Raw genomic sequence first — 16,706 nt, forward strand, 5'->3', positions numbered from 1 at the left:
CATCTTATGTCAAGTCAAGGGCGTTGGTTCAGTTTTATAAGAAAAATGGGCAGTAATTATGTGATTCATTGTCCAAAGAGAACAACTGCAGTTGTATATGTAATTAATAATTTTGTAAAACAAACATGCCTCTGCAGCGGATGTTACCATCTGCGCAAAGGCACACTTGTTCAACTGTCTTATGAACTACCGATTCATTCGGTTCATGACCCCACCGTTGTGATTACGATTCATCAGGCCATCGTCAAGGATGCCATCACGGTGATTGGTATCTGTTCCGTTTGTTGGGAAGATACGCTCCACCATCGATTGGAACGTATCGATCATGCCACTAACGGGTTTACCGTTACGAATATCTGTGGCATAGTTCTCGACATGCTCCACAAAATCCGGATTGGCTGATACATATACGTTCTCGATATTTGGTGCAAATTGCTTGATCTTGGCTGAAATCTTGCCTTTAATCTCAGCTGATGTGTTATCATCCGTGCTATCTACACGTTGTCCTTCACTTTTCATTCCATAATGTCCATCGTTCGTCCCACGTGCTTTGCCGCTGTTCGTGAGACCACGCATCATTCCAACCGCTCCTGTACCCATCGTGCCGTAGATGCCACGATCATTGCCCATATGGCTGCGATCCGTTGCTGAATTCGTGTTCAGCCCTGGTGCAATCCCGCTCGTGCTGTACGGAGACATTGTACCCGTTCCGCCATTCACACGCATGCCACCCATATCGCGGTTCATATTGCCCCCACGCATGGTATCACTCGCATGATTACGTATCGTTCCATCCAGCATGCTTGTACGACCATTGGACTTGCTTTCCAACTTGCCTGCATGACCATCTGCCAAACGAACCGCGACATATGCATTACGATCCGTTAACATGACACGGGCGGATTTAACTTCCTTCATCTCCGTGATGCGTTTGGCCAGCTCTTCACTGGATTTCAGATCAGTAACATTATGCATGCGATAACTTTTCGCACGGATGCCGTCCATGCCATTCGTTTCCACACCATAACGGTTAATGCCATTGGCTTGCTGACGAACACTTTGCGTATGCATATTGTTGGTATCCCGATTCGTACCACATCCTGTCAATCCGGCCATTACAAAGAGTGCAGTAGACAGTGATAACGTAATAGCTGTTGCCTTTTTGACTGCTGGCATGTACTCATCCTCCAATGTATGTTGGTTTTGGTCACAAAGATAGGATGCGCTTCTGAACGTGCCGATATGCTGAAAGGATATGGTACCTTACCCTGTCGTTTTTAGAAATTTCGTGTTTTGGTCTGAGAGTTTCACTTATAAAAATCAAAAAACAGTGCTGCTTGTTCGCAGCACTGTTTACATTGTAACTTCATTCAACTTGAATCCGTTTCAAGTTAGTTATACTCATCGATCTTACACTTTTTTTATTCCCCGTTTGATGAGGGAGTCGTCGACTCATTGGCTGAACTCAAACCCGATGACTCTTCCGAAGAAGTTGTTGAAGCTTTAATCGTATCCGGGAATTTCTCAGCTTCCTTCAAACTCGTCGCATCCATGGCATATGCCCATTGGCCATCCGGCGTAATGACCCAGATCTGATCCGGTTCGGATGGCATTGTAAGTCCCCGATACACATCTCGAACTTGTTGCCCATTGACCGTCTGTTCCACAGACAGGGTGAATCGGGGAACCGAATTCTTCAGCTCGGATGCTTTGCGTACATCATCTGCTGTCGACAGATTTTTGATTTTACCGATAAGAGATACGGCGTCTGTGGCTTCAATCGTTTTTCCATTCAGTGTCCAGGACTGCTCCGCAGCACCGTTCTCCGATGTCGATGTCAACATCCAGGTAGCGGCTTCACCTTCCCACTCCAGAGACCCAACATTTGTCTCATCCATGTTGAAAGGTGTAGTATCCAACAGTTCACGACGAGACAAGGCTATGTTGGTAATCGCCTCTGTCTGTAAGGCAACCACGGGACCCTCATCTACGCGCACATATCGTGCGTCATCTGCTGGAAGCTGGCCACCAATCGCCAGTTTGATTTCCCGATTATCTTTAAGTTTGATATCCATACGTGTCGCATTTGTTCCTAATCCGTACTTATCCAGATCTGTCGGTGCTTCTTCCACCATCAGTTCCTGGTTCGCACCACTCAGAGCATCTAACCAACTGCTGACACTATAACCGTTCAGAGGATAGGCTTTCGGCTCAACCATCTGCCATACGCCATTTTCAAGCGTCAAAGTTGAAGATGCTGCTGCACCAGATGTTACTGCGGTTGAGTCATGTATTGTGATGGATTGAATATCCCCGGTTTGAATACCGAGCAACTTGGCTTGCACGGCTTCTTCTTCACGAAAATAATTTTGATTGGCTGCGTACACCCAGCCCACAATTAGAATGATGACCACCAGAATCGTTGGGAACCATTTTCTCATACTCGTCTGCGCCTCCACCATAAGAGTACACCGATGATTACAAAGATGAGCGGGAACGCTACAATTGCCACGAAGAAAATTGTTCTGGCCTGTTCGCCGTTCAGGTATGCCGTCACATAGCCGGCTTGTACCCGTGGGCGAATCGTCAATCCATTTTCTTTCTCACTTAAATAATTCACCGTATTCAAAATAAAGTCCCTGTTCCCGCCATTCGCTATTTCCGAATCCTGCATGAAAATGGACGAGCCCAGAATAACCGCCTTCGGTTTACCATCTGTGGTATCGGCTGCATATCCAAGTTCCACAGGTCCCTGAATGTCCTCCTCGGCGTCATTGGTTGTTTCATTTTGCAATAAACCGCCGATATTCGTCTCTCCGTAACTATCATTCGAAGAATGAATTAATGGGGAAAGGGTATATTTATCCTGTTCTTTGCTGGTCAACGCAATCGACAGAGACAACATCGGGTACAATTGGCTTGCAGCAAGTTTGTCCGTAATTGCATGTGTGCCATACTCCGGCACCACCCAGAGTGGCCCCATCGTACTGGCTTGCTGATTATCCACCATGACTGCATGCTCATCAACGACGCCATAGTCAGCCATGAGGGCATCGATGTTTTTCCAACTGGATTTCATATCTTCTACGAATCCGAGGGATAATAACAGCTTGCCTCCATTACTCAGATATGTGCGAATGGCCTTCATTTCTGCATCACTGAGATCACGTTGTGGACCTATAATGGCAAGCACATCTGCATCTTCGGGAACCTTCCCGGCCTGATTTAGCTGCAATTCTTCTGTCTGCACATTATTTTGTTCCAATGAAGATTGCAGCGTAGTCATCTGTTCAAGACTCAGCTCTTCATGCCCGGTCAAAAAGACCATTTTATGCATCTCGGTGGATGACATATTCATGAGCGCTTGTGTTAGCTTTTCCTCACCTGTGAATTGATATGATCCGTCACTTCCGTCACCTGTCGCAGTGAACAAACTGGCGATATCAATCACTTTATGTTGATCTCCCTGCTCAAGAACAATAGAGCTGCCAGTTATACCGTATTTGGATGCAAGCGCAGGTTCCTGCGTCAGATTATATTGTTTTAGCTTCAGCTTGCTGTTACGTTTCGTGTATTCTTCCACCATATCCGTGACCTCACGGTTCAGCACGGTGTTGTTGGCATTTTCGACGGTTAACACCAGAATGTTGACGTCATCCTTCACGTCTTTGATCGCAGTAAGGGACTGGTCAGACAACGTGTATTGTTTGTTCGAGGTCAGATCGAGCTGGAAGCCGCCAAGTGAATTCAGGAACAGTGTTAGCAAAATAAAGATGCCAATCACCGCTACAGACAGCACGGTACTGTTGGTATGACTTAACCATTTTTTCATCTTCTCACCTCCACCGCTTCCGTTCGACAATTTGAATGCTTAACAGCAGAAACACACCTGAAAGTGTGACATAGTACAATATATCCGGTCCGCTAAGCACCCCTTTCATGAAGCTGTCAAACCGGTTGGTCAGAGCAAACGGGTCCAGCCACTGCTGTAAAGCAGATCCTGTATTACCTGCGAATGAATCAAGCATCCACAAAACGAGCAAGATAATAAAACCCGCCACCGCAGACACCATCTGATGCTGGGATAACGTGGAAGCGAACAGTCCTATCGCCATCATGCTTCCGCCCAGGAAGAATAAACCCAGCGCAGACATCCATACCGTCGTCATATCCAACGTTCCATAGAACGACATGATGAAAGGGTACACCAGACTGCACAGGATGAGCACGACCAGAATGGCCAGAGAAGCGAGGTATTTGCCAAAAATAATTTCTGTTACACGCGCCGGAGAAGTCAGCAGCAGTTCATCCGTTCCTTGTCTGAATTCCTCCGCAACCAGCCGCATCGTTAACAAAGGCACGACAAACAACAGCATGGATAACGTATCCCCCAGAACAAGTCGATAATCCACAATACTCGGCTGGTAATATACGAAACTGGAGTAGAACAGCAAGCTGGTCATCAGTACATATACGGCAAAAGCAAAATAGGACGTCGGAGACAGAAAGTAAGCTTGCAGCTCTTTGTTACATATCGCCATCATTCGTCTCATTTGGAGTCCTCCCCTTTGCGAGAATGGGTCGAACTATCCGTGGAAGTATTCGTTAATGGGCTCGTTGTTGGACTCGATGATGTTCCCGATATACTCGACAAGTCGTTGTCCGAAGATACGTCTTCCTGATCCATCTCTACGTCAGCAACCTTAACCACATCTGCCGAATCCGCTTCTGTATCTGTTGTTGTCTCGGTTGTGGTCAGCTTCAGGAAAATCTGTTCCAGACTGAGATTCTCCTTCTTCATCTCCAGGATCGGTAATCCTGCACCGGACAAAAGGTAGAATAGCTCCTCCCGGAAATCTTCCGAGTTGTCTCCGGTAAGCAGCATCTTAACCGTTTCCGCTGAATCAGAAGTAAGTGAAGTATCTTTGCTGGTATTCGCATCCGACGCTTGAATAACTTCACTCCGCACCTTCTCCCATTGTGTCAGCACATTATGTAATTGCTCCGCAGTGGCCTTCACTTCAATCGACACCTTGAACTGATCCCCCATTGCTGATCCGAAATGCTGAGGTGAACCATCCAGCACGAGCTGTCCCTGATTAATAATCAACATTCGATTACAGAGTGTGCTCACTTCAGGTAAAATATGCGTACTGAGCAGCACCGTATGGTTCTCCCCCAGTTCTCGGATTAAATCTCGGATCTCGATAATCTGATTTGGATCAAGGCCCGAGGTTGGCTCATCCAGCACCAGCAGATCCGGCTTGTGAATAATGGCTCCTGCCAGCCCGAGGCGTTGCTTGTATCCTTTGGATAACCCACGTACCATTTGCCTTTCCCGACCCTGAAGTCCCAATCTGCTAACCATCTCACTGACCCGCAGCTTAACTTCACGTGCCGGAACATCTCGCAAATTTGCTACGAATTTAAGATAGGAATGCACCGTCATATCGGGATAGAGTGGCGGCGTTTCAGGCAGATACCCAATTTTGGAACGAACACGCTGGCCCTGTTCATGCACCGATACTCCATCCACCAAGATGGAACCCGCCGTTGGATGCACATAGCCCGTAATCATACGCATCGTTGTTGTTTTTCCGGCACCATTGGGCCCGAGAAAGCCAACAATCTCACCACGTTCCATGGTGAAATCCAGTTGATGTACGCCGCGTTGCCCATCGTAGACTTTGCTGACCTGTTTCACTTCGAGCACATCATTCATCCTTTCCCGTTAAAATACCCGTGCAGCATCGTTCGTTATATAAATTCAACTGAAAATATTACACTTGCACTCCGATGACAGAATAACCTTCCGATCACTGTTATCCCCAGATTTTTTTGATTCCTTCTCAGAAGGAAAAATCCGGGGATAGCGTATGCTTCCGATGTAGCTTTCTTTTCAGAAAGCTTTCAGGCGAACGCTTCGCTTCTTCAAGTTATTTCTGCCCTCTCCGTTATCGTGTAAATGTTATGTTGAACTTATGTAATAGATGATGGGCACGGGAAGTTCCTTGTATCTTACTTGGGCTATCCTAGCCTCAGCTTAATGTCACTTAAAAGCAAGCTTAAAAATATTTGTCCAAAATGTGAACAATCTGGTTAACACCCACACCCTGCACTTCAAGCCAACGTAACATAGAGTACAGGAGAATGTGCTCCTGACCAAAAGTCAGAGGGTGAATCGTGTGAAAGTATTATTCACGTTTTATATTCCAAGCGGTGGCGTGGATACGTTAAATCGCCTGCGCACCGCTGTTCTGAAACGCCATGGCATTGAAGCGCACCTATTATATCTCAACACAGGCTCAGGTTTGCAGAACAACAGTGATACGCCCATTTTCACCGCGTCCAGTGACGAGGATATCCACCATTTGATTCATACTCATCATTATGATGCCATCATCGCCACTTCAGACATCGCTATGCCCGGCCGCTTGAGAGCGCTTGGTTATACAGGAAGAATTATTTATGAAGCGCAGGGACTCGGGACACGCGATCAGGCTCTGGAAACAATACAGATGGGTGTACCTTACCTTCAAGCCCATTGCGATGCTGCCGTCATACCTCCAACAGACCACCTGCTGGATATGTTCATTCATATCTGTCCTTGGCTTCATCGGTTCGTCATTCCTAATATGCTCGATACGGACACCTTCGCCCCGATGTTGGTGGATACGCCCCCCTATCCGGTGCTGGCTTGGGTAGGACGACTTGAACACAACAAAAACTGGCGGGAATATTTAATCATATCGAGTGAAATCATCAAAAAAAATCCGAAGGCGAGACTATGGTTATTTCACGATCCATCTTTAGCTAATCCAGAAGATGAAGTCATGTTCCGGCACACGCTGGCAGAATATGGGCTTGAGGACCGAATTGGCATCTTTATCAATGTCCCTCATTCTCAGATGCCTGCATACTATTCAATGGTCGCGGCTTCAGGAGGAATCATGTTATCTACTTCCCTGCTAGAAGGGTTCGGCTACGCCGTTGCTGAAGCCATTAGCTGTGGCTGTCCGGTGCTCAGCACGGATTCGGATGGTGTACGCTCATTTATCACACATAATCAGACCGGAAAGTTTTATCCAATTGGAGATGTAAAGGCGGCTGTAGCCGAAGCAAGGGAGCTCATGAAAAACAAGAAACTGCGGGAATATATCCGCATTCAGGGCAGGCAGCATATGAGCTTGTCTTTCTCACCCGATCGATATGCCCATTCCTTCCGTGAAATGATGACAGCACTACGAATCTTTCATTGAGCATAACAAAAAAGGCAGTTCAGCAACTTTCTCTGAACTGCCTTAGTATGGTTTGTTGTATAAATTCTTAGTGTCCCATCATCATCGCGGGATCAGGTTTGTCGCCATTTTGAAGTTCTTCTTCCGGCATCGGTTTTGGTTTGCGCAGGATCAGACTGAGCAAACATCCGAACAATGCAATACAAGCGGCCAGGAAGAACGTATCATTGAAACCAGCCACCAAACCATGAACGATAGCGGTCGGCTCTGTACTCATTGTATTGTCTGCGATTCTTGAAGTAAGGAAGCCTGTAAGCCCTGCAACCGCAAAGGACACGACCACTTGCTGTGCAGCAGCCGTGAGCGGTGTCACCCGTCCAACCAGCTTACGCGGTGCAGCATTCAATACATGCGTATTGAGTGGCATCATGGACAGGCCCATACCCAGACCCATCATAATCAAAGCCGTGATGATCAGACCAAGGCCTGTCTCTGCCGTGATGGAGGACAGAATAAACAAAGCGCCCGAGATAATGCCCAGACCCACGAAGGCCAGAGGTCTCGCACCGATTCTATCAAACAATCGGCCGCCGAGTGGCATACCTACTCCGGATGCCAGAGCCTGTGGAAGCAGAATCAATCCTGTCTCCAATGCAGTGTACCCTTTGATCTGCTGCAAATAAAGCGGAATAAGAATCATCGCACCGAACAGCGCCACTTGTGACACCCATGCAAGAATAATCCCCCGTGAGAAATCAGATGATTTGAATACCCGGAGTTCGAGCAATGGATTTTGATGACGAAGTTCCACAATAATGAATAAAATGAGCGCCACACCACCCACAATGACACCAGTAAGTGTTGTTGTAGATGTCCAGCTCGTTCCACCCTCGCTCACACCGTAAGCGAGCATGGAGAACGCAATTGGCGCCAGAATCATACCGAGCAGATCCAGTGCAGGTGTGCGTCCACGATCTGTATCAGGCAAAAATTTGATACATAGAATGAAAGCTGCAATACCAATAGGCAAGTTAATCAGGAAGATCCAGTGCCAGCTCAGTGATTCAATAAACCAACCGGACAATACTGGTCCGAGTGCAGGAGCAAGCAACATCGGAATTCCGAGCATACCCATGATCGAACCTCTTCGTTCAGGAGGAGCCAGACGAAAGACCATTGCCATACCAATAGGAGCAACCATGCCTCCCCCAAGGCCCTGAATGACACGGTAAATAATTAATTGCTCAGGTGATTGGGCAATCGAGCATAATACAGAACCCAAGGTAAACATGGCAATCGTAAACAGAAATACTCTTTTGGCTCCGAACCGGTCCGTTAACCAGCCTGCCAGTGGAATAACCGCAGACAACGCGAGGGTGTAACCCGTAACCGTCCATTGGATGGTCTTCAGATCCGTCTCGAAATATTGAACGAGATTCGGAATGGCTACATTCACAACCGTGCTGTCCAGAATAACCATAATCATTCCGACGATAATAGCCAGAAGTGGCAGTATGATCGTTTTAATTGAAAACTCTGCCGCCTCCTGGGGTACTGCTGTTTGTTCTTTCACGTTCTCCACACTCTTTTCCGGCAGGAGATCACAAATTTATCCATGCGTCTCACTCGGCCTATATTGACGACCAATTTCAAACTATCGTTTTAAATCGTCGTTTTAAACTTTCGTTTAATACTGATCTAATTCTAATGAAAATACCTTTGCTGTCAAGCTATTTTTTTAGACAATTCTACTATGGATGCACCACAAAAAAATGGAACAGGCACCTTCCCTGCTCCACACGTTTGTTAATCATGACTATGCAATGATATCCATATCAATCTGCAAGTTTCATCATCTGACATTCTGACAGTATGCCCAATGTCTGACCGTGAATACTCCTGCAGTACAATCGAATAACCAGATGATTCGGTGAAGAGCTGTTGCTGATAATCCTCAGCTCATAAGGCTCGGAAGATACATCCAGATTATGAATGACCTGATTACCGCCCGCTTCCCTCGTATTTGATCTTATATGAACAAGATGTCGGTACAATTCTCCGTGCATACCGGCTCCGCCAACAAAAACATCGGCCCCTTCCTCGCCCCCCACATAGGCCAGCTCCACGTCCATGTACTTGATGGGAACAGGCGTCTGCAAGAAATTTTCATGAATATGGAGTAAATATGCCGCCATTACAGATCCCTCCTTCGGCACCATGAGCCTCTCTATACATAGGATATGCTTCCTCTCGTCCATTGCCATTTGCATTCACCCATTTTCGATCAATTGCTCGGAAATGCCCGACCTTCCGGCCCTCTTTTTTCATAGAATAAAAGCATAGAAGCTCGGTCGGTGCAGGCCGTGACAAGGAGGTAGCTATGAGAGTTCTGCTCGTTACGTATTGGGAGCTTACACATATGGGTGGCATATGGACATATGTTAAACAACTGGCTGACAGGCTGATCGCACTTGGTGCAGAGGTTGATATCATGGGCACCAATGGTGCCAAGAACGAAGTATATGTTCGTAACCTGAACCGCGCTTTCTCCAAGGATACGGTGTGGCCCATGCTGCAAGCCAAACTCAATCCGACTGATCTGCCACAATTTACGGCCGATCCTCTTATTGCTTATTATGAACTGAATAGATATGCCTTCGAGATGGGCGCCGCTTATCTGGGAGTGAACCACTATGACGTTATTCATGCACAAGATCCGGTAGCTGCCATAGCGATAAAACGCATCTTGAACCGTCATGTTCCCCTCGTTACAAGTTATCATGGCGCTCTTGCACGTGAAGCCTTTTACGATGCTCAAAATTCCAACCCGCAGCTTACGCTCCCAGCCTATATGCAATCCAAACGTGGACGTTATTTTCTCTCATTGGAGGAGCGAAGTGCAGCACAATCTGAGCTCATTCTCGTGTCAAGCCACTGGATCAAGAGTACGCTTACAGAACTTGCAGTTCCTGAATCAAAGTTCAGACAGATCCCCTATGCTGTAGATCTGCCAGCCTACCGTGCCGCGGCAGCTGTGAAGTTCCGCCAGCGACCACCTGCGGGCAAAAAAGTCATTGCTTTTACCGGAAGACTTGAATATATCAAGGGCATTCATGTGTTAATCAAGGCGCTAGCCAGTCTGAAAAGTAAACGTTCTGACTGGGTGTGCTGGATCGCTGGAGAAGGTAATCTACTCGATGAATTGCGCGCACAGACTATGCGTTCCGGAATTGGATCCGATGTTGTGTTCTGGGGCAAGCTGGACAATATTCCTTCCTTCCTGCGCCATGCAGACATCTATGTCCAGCCCAGCCTGCAGGATACACAGCCGTTCTCCGTTACCGAAGCGCAACTGGCGGGTGTGCCTGTTATCGTCAGTGGTACAGCCGGCATGCCTGAGATGGTTGAACCTGGACGTACAGGTTGGGTTGTTCCTCCGCAGGATGTTGACTCGCTCCGCGAACTGCTCGATGCACTATTGGAGGATGATGTTACCCGGAGAACAGTGGGAGCTGCGGCAAAAGCCTGGGCTGAACAACACCGTTCACTGGAAGTGATGGGATTTCGTACATTTCAAGTCTACCAAGAAGCCATATACAGAGGAGGACAACCGACATGACGTTACTTGTACCGAGTGATCTATACAATCGCTGGTTCTCGACGCCTGTCTCCACACCTCACATCGACGTAGATTACGCAGTAATGAATGAATTGATGAAGAAGCTGCCTAAAGGCTATGTATTTCCCGATCCTGCATCGATGGCGATCATGAATTCCAAAGATTGAGTTGTCCAATGATATGCCGTATAGGTACAACATGCCGGAATAGCAAAGGGGTGTCCTATTGTCATATGAATGACAAAGAACACCCCTTATTTGCTTTTACTGTGTTGTACTCTAACGAAACCAGAACACGCTAAATGTTCCTTTTTGCACAGTTCTGACATGTAACGAATCACAGAGACTTCGGCAACCCTTCTACCTTTCTGTCCACGGATCGTCCATGGAACAAAAAAAGAGCTCCCCCACTTATAGCACATTAATCGCGCTTCATCAGGGTGCTCTTCTGTCCATTAACATCTATTCCAATCAGCCATTTTCACCAAAAACATTTACTTCCAGTACCCGCCAACCTGAAGTAAATTGAGTAAAATAGGTCTATGCTTCTCCTGAACTTTTTCCATCTCGGCAACCAGTGCCTTGAAATGGCGTTTGGTACCCATCGACTCATGCAATCGGTAGCACATCAGAGGTTCATTGTAATAGAACAGCTCATACATCGGAAACAATCTCATCCACATCTCATAGTCATGGGTATAGCGAAAATCGGTATCGAACAAGCCAAACCGTTCAAATGCATCCATCTCTAACATGACCGTACAGCCGTTGATCGGACAGCCTTCCAGCAGTACTTGCAACATCTCCAGACGACTGCCGACTTCCGGCTGCACCGTATCCAACCATTCACTCTTCTCATTCACATAATGGTAGGCACCATGACAGAATGAAGCCTTAACCTCTCGCATAAACTTCAGTTGTTTCTCCACCCGATCCAGCAGCATCACATCATCTGAACTGAGCCAAACGAAGTAATCCCCTGTTGCATGCTTGATACCCTCATTTAATGCAGTCGCGGTTCCACCGTTATCTTTGCGAATATAATGGATCTGCTCCATGAATGGCTCTAGCCGCTCCACGTGCTCGGTTGAACCATCATCCACCACGATCACTTCAATATGCGGATACGTCTGGTGAACGGCGCTGTGAACAGCCTGCTCGATATACGCACAATTATAAAAAGGAATGACGATCGATACTTTCGGCTCCATTCGGACCTCCCCCTCCTCTTATTGCCTTAGGTAAAATGCTGCGCAAAGAGGGCGTTAATCAGCCACCTGGTGACCTTCATAACTGCCCTCCCTACGCTACCCGCCAAGCGCTGCGATTCGCTGCAACAACGGTTCGCGATATCTGGACCACACCATGGATGCTTCTCTGCCGATAACATCCGCATGACGAAGTGAACCCATCCCCCCATGCCAACGATACGCAGTAAGTGGCTCATTCAGGTATGGAAAACGATGACCGTTCAGAAGAATACGCAGCCAGAGATCCAGATCGTGCGTGTAAGGCAGAAGCTCATCGAACAGCCCCACTCCGCTAAAGAGATCCTTGCGAATCATGACTGTGCAGCCATTGACCGGATTGCCGTTAACAAACCGTCGCAGTAAGTCCAGATCCGACATCGGTTCAGGTCCACCATGCATTTGGGTAACAGCCGAATGCTCGTTGATATAGTGAAAATTCGTGTACGAGACGAGTACATTCTCTCGCTGCATAAACTCAAGCTGATAACGGATTTTATCCGGGTACAGAAAATCATCTGAACTGAGCCAAGCTACATAATCACCGGAGGCATGCCGGATGCCGTGATTAAGTGCCGAAGCCGTTCCACCATTGCTTTTGCCAAGTACATTAATGTAAGGAAGATAGGGTTGAAGCAACTCGGCATGACGGATGGAACCGTCATTCACAACAATGATCTCCACATCAGGATACGTCTGGTTCAGGGCACTCTGAATCGCTTGAGGCACATACGGGCAGTTATAGAATGGAATGACAATGGACACTCTCGGATTCAACTTGTCGTCCTCCCTTGCTGGGCACGAACATCACTTAAGATATCTTGAAGCGATGTGGCTATTGGAATCATCGGCTGCCAGCCAAGCTTGCGCAGAAGTGATAACTCCTCCTGTTTTCCCGAGCCGTCCGGACCAGAAGATGCTCCATCCCACCGAACAGGGACTTCCGCTTCTGTCATGGACAACAGCAGATCTGCAATCTCACCAAGACTGCGCTCGACTCCAGACACCACCGGGTATACCGTACCACTGGTGCCCTGTACCAGGAGGGTCGCATACGCTCTGACCGCATCCCGCACATCGAGAAAATCACGGGTATTGTCCCGTCCGGACAGACGGAAAGCCTCGGTTTTCCCACCCTGCTCACAGGCAACAACATGACGCGCAAGCAGTGAACAGATGCCTGTGGAAGGACCTGCACCAATCAGATTGCCCGGTTCAGCCAGCATGATCTGTTGTCCGAAGAGTGACATCCACGACAAGGACACCATCTCCTCCAGCGCTTTGCTGAGGCTGTATGGATGCGGAGGCTGGGGTACCCGGCCAGGTTCAGGCGTATATTTTAATCTGGATCCTACAATAACGGTTCGTGCTGCCGGGCAACTGCGAAGCGCATCCAGCAAATACAGCACGGCCATTACATTGGTCTCCAGGACCAGTAGCGGATCAGCCCATGAATCAGGCACTGAATTTTTACCAGCGAGATGCAGCACATAATCGGGCTGCACCTCGCCAATCAGATGACGCACTTGCTGTTTATCGTTCAGATCACAGACATGAACCTCCGTATCTTTACCAAACGAATGCACATCCGGTCTCCGGACGACCGCTGCAACTACTGCACCAACTTCCCGAAAATAAGATACGGCATGTCGCCCGGTAAATCCGGAGGCGCCTGTAATCAGCACTTTCTTGCCTGTCAGCTCTGCTCCATCCATAATGCCAACTCCTTCAGCATTGTAGAATAATCCGGCAGGTCTGTCTTCACATCCTCGCGAGTGGACACCAGCGTACGGTCCTGCACTAGACTGTCATCACGCACAATCGTCACATCCTGCTTATCCCAGGTCTGCTTGAACAACACAAGCAGATCGTGCTTGCTGACAGGTGCCGGATGAGCCAGATGGATGAGACCACTAACGGATGAAGTCAGGTAATGGTCGACCCATTTGGCCAGCTCAAGCGTGGTCACACCATTCCAGAATACGCGGGTATACCCGCCGACCTCACCTGTACTGGACATAAACCATTGCATCAAACCAATGCCGCCTTGCCGGATCTCAGGTCCAATGATGGACGTACGGATCGTCAGATGGCCTTCATCCTGCACTTCCCCAAGTGCTTTGGTGATGGCGTAAGCAGAAGTTCCGTCCGTAACATCATCTTCCCGGTATGCTCCCCGGTCCCCGCTGAACACACAGTCTGTGCTGATATGAATCAGACGTGCACCAATCCCATCCGCAACCCGCCGCAGACGATGCGGCAGGAAACCATTAATATGGTATGCGGTGATTTTGTCCTCATCTGCGAAGCTGTTCAACACACCTACAGCATTAATAATGACATCCGGGTGCACCGCTTCTACCAGTCGATCAACCATGAAGCTGTCGTTCACATCCAGGAGCAGACCATTGGGGTCCTTTACATCCCGGGATGTGTAGAAGACGCTGTGCACACCTTGACGGCGGAAATAGTCGACCAACATATGGCCGGCCATTCCGTTTCCACCAAGTATCAGCAGTTTCATGACAAGAATCCTCCGCGCTTCAGAATTTCACGAATCTCCTCTTTGGTCATGAGTTGGTGTTCAGAACTGAAACTGTTAAAGGAGACTGGGGGACAATTGGTATAATGTTCACGCAGACCCGGTATACCCAGGGTAGGAAGAATAACCAGGTACTGCTCATCGTAGACAACGGTGGTCATACTCTCGAATTCACTCATCAAAATTTCATGGATTTTCTCACCTGGACGAATGCCCCGTTCCACAATGCTTACATTCTCCACACCGGAATCCTCAATCAGCACTTCCGCGAGATCAACGATTTTGCAAGTTGGCATCGTCATGACAAAGATCTCCCCGCCCACACTCTCCACCGAAGCTTTGAACAGCAGGGTAATTGCATCCTTCAGCGTGAGAAAGAACCGAGTCATACTCATATCCGTGATGGAGACCTGCCCTTTCTGGCGGATCTGATTCTTGAACAGATGTACCACACTGCCGTTCGTTCCCAGGACATTCCCGCCCCGTACCGTAACAAACTTCGTGTCACTGTGTAACAAGTTAGCATATACAATTAATTTCTCGCCGATCGCTTTGGTCATGCCGTAGAAGTTGGACGGATTAGCAGCCTTGTCAGTCGAGATATAGATTACTTTTTCGACCTTGTTCTCAATCGCAGCCTCAATCACGTTCTGTGTACCAATTACATTGGTTTTGAGCGCTTCGTAAGGCTGGTCTTCACACACCGGTACATGCTTGAGCGCTGCCAGATGAAATACATAGTCCACATGCTGACAAGCCGCCGTCAAGGCATCCTTGTCACGAATATCTCCAATCCGGAAATGAAGACGTGGGTCTTCAAATTCACGACTCATGGCCACTTGGCTGGACTCGTTCCGGGAATATACAATAATTTCTTTGGGTTGCTGGGGCAGCAGTTGAGCCACAAGTTCATAACCCCATGATCCCGTACCACCAGTCACGAGTATACGCTTATTTTCAAACATGCATTTTCCCTCCAAGCAGAAATTTAACCACTTTACTGGATACATCTGTTGCTTTGTAACCTTGCGGGCAATCCCAATCGGCAGACATCTGGGTCATGACTTTCACGCAATCAGCAATGCGCGCGGCATCGAGACCGGAGACCACATTGCTGCCGCAATCCACCGTTTCCGGCCGCTCGGTTGTTCGACGCATCGTTACGGTTGGCACGCCCATAATGCAACACTCCTCCTGCACAGTACCACTGTCCGTTAGCGCACAGCGTGCATGACGTTCGAGCATCACAAAGTCAAAGAATCCGAACGGCTCGTGAAACTCTACCAACGGATTCATCTCCAGTTGCAGATGCTCCGCAATCCGAATCGCCGTACGCGGATGAATGCTGCAGATCACACGCAGCCCGTGTTCTTCTGCGACTTGGTTCAGCCCTTTCATAATCTCCAGCAAATGAGGAGCATGGTCCACATTCTCGGCTCGATGGGCAGTAACCAAAAAGTATTGCCCGGACTTCAACTTGAGCTTTTTGAGTATTTTGCTCGAACTTACCTGTGCGTCGTAGTGCTGCATTACTTCATAGATGGGATTGCCCGTGAGCACGATGCGCCTGCTTGGTACACCTTCGCTGATCAAATGTTTCTTGCTCTGTTCCGTGTAAGGCATATTCACGGTGGAGATGGCATCAATAACCTTGCGATTCTTCTCCTCAGGCACATCCAGGTCGAAGCAGCGATTGCCTGCTTCCATATGAATAACAGGAACACCCATGCGCTCAGCCAATATTGCACATAAGGCACTATTGGTATCACCAAGCAGCAGTAATTTATCGGGCTTCTCCTGCAATATCAGATCTTCCATCTGCGTAAACATCGAGGACAGCTGTCGTCCCAGAGAGGCCGCTTCATCCTGAAGAACGTAATCCGGTGCGCGCAGGCCCATTTCCTTGAAAAAGAGACCACTGAGACTTTCCGTGAAGTTCTGTCCCGTGTGTACCAGAATATGTTTGGACGCGTACTGGTCCAGCTTGGAAATGATCAGGCTGAGACGAATGATCTCAGGTCTCGTACCCAGCACCGTCATGATCTTCATCGTAATCCCTGC

Annotated in this window: 16 protein-coding genes; 3 read left to right on the forward strand and 13 right to left on the reverse strand. The window is 48.1% G+C overall.

From position 1 onward, the window contains the following. Positions 1 to 186: 186 nt before the first annotated feature. From MHH93_RS21725 to MHH93_RS21745, 5 genes are all read right to left on the reverse strand, one after another. Positions 187 to 1,176 carry a YhcN/YlaJ family sporulation lipoprotein gene (locus MHH93_RS21725; protein ID WP_500055714.1) on the reverse strand — a complete coding sequence of 330 codons (990 nt, stop codon included), beginning with the start codon at positions 1,174 to 1,176 and terminating at the stop codon, positions 187 to 189. 245 nt (positions 1,177 to 1,421) lie between these two features. Beyond that, positions 1,422 to 2,441, reverse strand: a complete 1,020-nt coding sequence (locus tag MHH93_RS21730) for a DUF4340 domain-containing protein (protein ID WP_500055715.1) — start codon at positions 2,439 to 2,441, stop codon at positions 1,422 to 1,424. Next, positions 2,438 to 3,832 carry a GldG family protein gene (locus MHH93_RS21735; protein ID WP_500055716.1) on the reverse strand — a complete coding sequence of 465 codons (1,395 nt, stop codon included), beginning with the start codon at positions 3,830 to 3,832 and terminating at the stop codon, positions 2,438 to 2,440. Before MHH93_RS21735 ends, MHH93_RS21730 begins: the two co-directional genes overlap by 4 nt. Before the next feature lie 4 nt (positions 3,833 to 3,836). Beyond that, the gene (locus MHH93_RS21740) at positions 3,837 to 4,553 is read right to left on the reverse strand and encodes an ABC transporter permease subunit (RefSeq protein WP_500055717.1); all 717 of its coding nucleotides are present in this window, start codon (positions 4,551 to 4,553) and stop codon (positions 3,837 to 3,839) included. Then, on the reverse strand, positions 4,550 to 5,713 hold the full coding sequence (locus MHH93_RS21745) for an ABC transporter ATP-binding protein (protein WP_500055718.1): 1,164 nt from the start codon (positions 5,711 to 5,713) through the stop codon (positions 4,550 to 4,552). The genes MHH93_RS21740 and MHH93_RS21745 overlap by 4 nt, the downstream gene beginning before the upstream one ends. 472 nt (positions 5,714 to 6,185) lie before the next feature. On the opposite strand from MHH93_RS21745, the gene MHH93_RS21750 reads away from it, so the two are divergent. Continuing rightward, positions 6,186 to 7,259 (forward strand): glycosyltransferase family 4 protein, encoded by a 1,074-nt coding sequence (locus MHH93_RS21750; RefSeq protein WP_500055719.1) that lies wholly within the window; start codon positions 6,186 to 6,188, stop codon positions 7,257 to 7,259. Between the two features lie 67 nt (positions 7,260 to 7,326). Here MHH93_RS21750 and MHH93_RS21755 read toward each other — a convergent pair whose 3' ends face one another. Together MHH93_RS21755 and MHH93_RS21760 are read right to left on the reverse strand one after the other, a co-directional pair. After that, complete coding sequence (locus MHH93_RS21755; RefSeq protein WP_500055720.1) at positions 7,327 to 8,811, reverse strand: DHA2 family efflux MFS transporter permease subunit; 1,485 nt, start codon at positions 8,809 to 8,811, stop codon at positions 7,327 to 7,329. Between the two features lie 262 nt (positions 8,812 to 9,073). Further along, complete coding sequence (locus MHH93_RS21760) at positions 9,074 to 9,433, reverse strand: hypothetical protein (protein ID WP_500055721.1); 360 nt, start codon at positions 9,431 to 9,433, stop codon at positions 9,074 to 9,076. Between the two features lie 185 nt (positions 9,434 to 9,618). Between MHH93_RS21760 and MHH93_RS21765 the strand changes: the two genes are divergently transcribed. Together MHH93_RS21765 and MHH93_RS21770 are read left to right on the forward strand one after the other, a co-directional pair. Further along, positions 9,619 to 10,857 (forward strand): glycosyltransferase family 4 protein, encoded by a 1,239-nt coding sequence (locus MHH93_RS21765; RefSeq protein WP_500055722.1) that lies wholly within the window; start codon positions 9,619 to 9,621, stop codon positions 10,855 to 10,857. After that, positions 10,854 to 11,024, forward strand: a complete 171-nt coding sequence (locus tag MHH93_RS21770) for a hypothetical protein (RefSeq protein ID WP_167483784.1) — start codon at positions 10,854 to 10,856, stop codon at positions 11,022 to 11,024. The genes MHH93_RS21765 and MHH93_RS21770 overlap by 4 nt, the downstream gene beginning before the upstream one ends. A 326-nt stretch (positions 11,025 to 11,350) precedes the next feature. Here MHH93_RS21770 and MHH93_RS21775 read toward each other — a convergent pair whose 3' ends face one another. From MHH93_RS21775 to wecB, 6 genes are all read right to left on the reverse strand, one after another. After that, complete coding sequence (locus tag MHH93_RS21775) at positions 11,351 to 12,067, reverse strand: glycosyltransferase (protein ID WP_500055723.1); 717 nt, start codon at positions 12,065 to 12,067, stop codon at positions 11,351 to 11,353. 96 nt (positions 12,068 to 12,163) lie between these two features. Next, positions 12,164 to 12,880, reverse strand: coding sequence for a glycosyltransferase (locus tag MHH93_RS21780; protein ID WP_440391565.1), 717 nt, complete (start codon positions 12,878 to 12,880; stop codon positions 12,164 to 12,166). Further along, positions 12,877 to 13,818 (reverse strand): NAD-dependent epimerase/dehydratase family protein, encoded by a 942-nt coding sequence (locus tag MHH93_RS21785; RefSeq protein ID WP_500055724.1) that lies wholly within the window; start codon positions 13,816 to 13,818, stop codon positions 12,877 to 12,879. The genes MHH93_RS21780 and MHH93_RS21785 overlap by 4 nt, the downstream gene beginning before the upstream one ends. Next, a complete protein-coding gene (locus MHH93_RS21790; RefSeq protein ID WP_500055725.1) occupies positions 13,800 to 14,627 on the reverse strand; it encodes a dTDP-4-dehydrorhamnose reductase family protein in 828 nt (275 codons plus the stop codon). The genes MHH93_RS21785 and MHH93_RS21790 overlap by 19 nt, the downstream gene beginning before the upstream one ends. Beyond that, the gene (locus tag MHH93_RS21795) at positions 14,624 to 15,610 is read right to left on the reverse strand and encodes a polysaccharide biosynthesis protein (protein ID WP_017692517.1); all 987 of its coding nucleotides are present in this window, start codon (positions 15,608 to 15,610) and stop codon (positions 14,624 to 14,626) included. Before MHH93_RS21795 ends, MHH93_RS21790 begins: the two co-directional genes overlap by 4 nt. After that, complete coding sequence (wecB, locus tag MHH93_RS21800) at positions 15,603 to 16,694, reverse strand: non-hydrolyzing UDP-N-acetylglucosamine 2-epimerase (RefSeq protein WP_500055726.1); 1,092 nt, start codon at positions 16,692 to 16,694, stop codon at positions 15,603 to 15,605. Before wecB ends, MHH93_RS21795 begins: the two co-directional genes overlap by 8 nt. Between the last annotated feature and the right edge of the window lie 12 nt (positions 16,695 to 16,706).

Source organism: Priestia sp. FSL H7-0729, from assembly GCF_038005685.1.
In the GTDB taxonomy this organism is placed as follows: domain Bacteria; phylum Bacillota; class Bacilli; order Paenibacillales; family Paenibacillaceae; genus Paenibacillus.

Excerpts from the sequence above, each read along its gene's own strand:
- MHH93_RS21785 (WP_500055724.1), bottom strand. The coding sequence starts at position 13,818 with ATGGATGGAGCAGAGCTGACAGGCAAGAAAGTGCTGATTACAGGCGCC.
- MHH93_RS21775 (WP_500055723.1), bottom strand. The coding sequence starts at position 12,067 with ATGGAGCCGAAAGTATCGATCGTCATTCCTTTTTATAATTGTGCGTAT.
- MHH93_RS21770 (WP_167483784.1), top strand. The coding sequence starts at position 10,854 with ATGACGTTACTTGTACCGAGTGATCTATACAATCGCTGGTTCTCGACG.
- wecB (WP_500055726.1), bottom strand. The coding sequence starts at position 16,694 with ATGAAGATCATGACGGTGCTGGGTACGAGACCTGAGATCATTCGTCTC.
- MHH93_RS21790 (WP_500055725.1), bottom strand. The coding sequence starts at position 14,627 with ATGAAACTGCTGATACTTGGTGGAAACGGAATGGCCGGCCATATGTTG.
- MHH93_RS21795 (WP_017692517.1), bottom strand. The coding sequence starts at position 15,610 with ATGTTTGAAAATAAGCGTATACTCGTGACTGGTGGTACGGGATCATGG.
- MHH93_RS21730 (WP_500055715.1), bottom strand. The coding sequence starts at position 2,441 with ATGAGAAAATGGTTCCCAACGATTCTGGTGGTCATCATTCTAATTGTG.
- MHH93_RS21740 (WP_500055717.1), bottom strand. The coding sequence starts at position 4,553 with ATGAGACGAATGATGGCGATATGTAACAAAGAGCTGCAAGCTTACTTT.
- MHH93_RS21765 (WP_500055722.1), top strand. The coding sequence starts at position 9,619 with ATGAGAGTTCTGCTCGTTACGTATTGGGAGCTTACACATATGGGTGGC.
- MHH93_RS21725 (WP_500055714.1), bottom strand. The coding sequence starts at position 1,176 with ATGCCAGCAGTCAAAAAGGCAACAGCTATTACGTTATCACTGTCTACT.
- MHH93_RS21735 (WP_500055716.1), bottom strand. The coding sequence starts at position 3,832 with ATGAAAAAATGGTTAAGTCATACCAACAGTACCGTGCTGTCTGTAGCG.
- MHH93_RS21760 (WP_500055721.1), bottom strand. The coding sequence starts at position 9,433 with ATGGCGGCATATTTACTCCATATTCATGAAAATTTCTTGCAGACGCCT.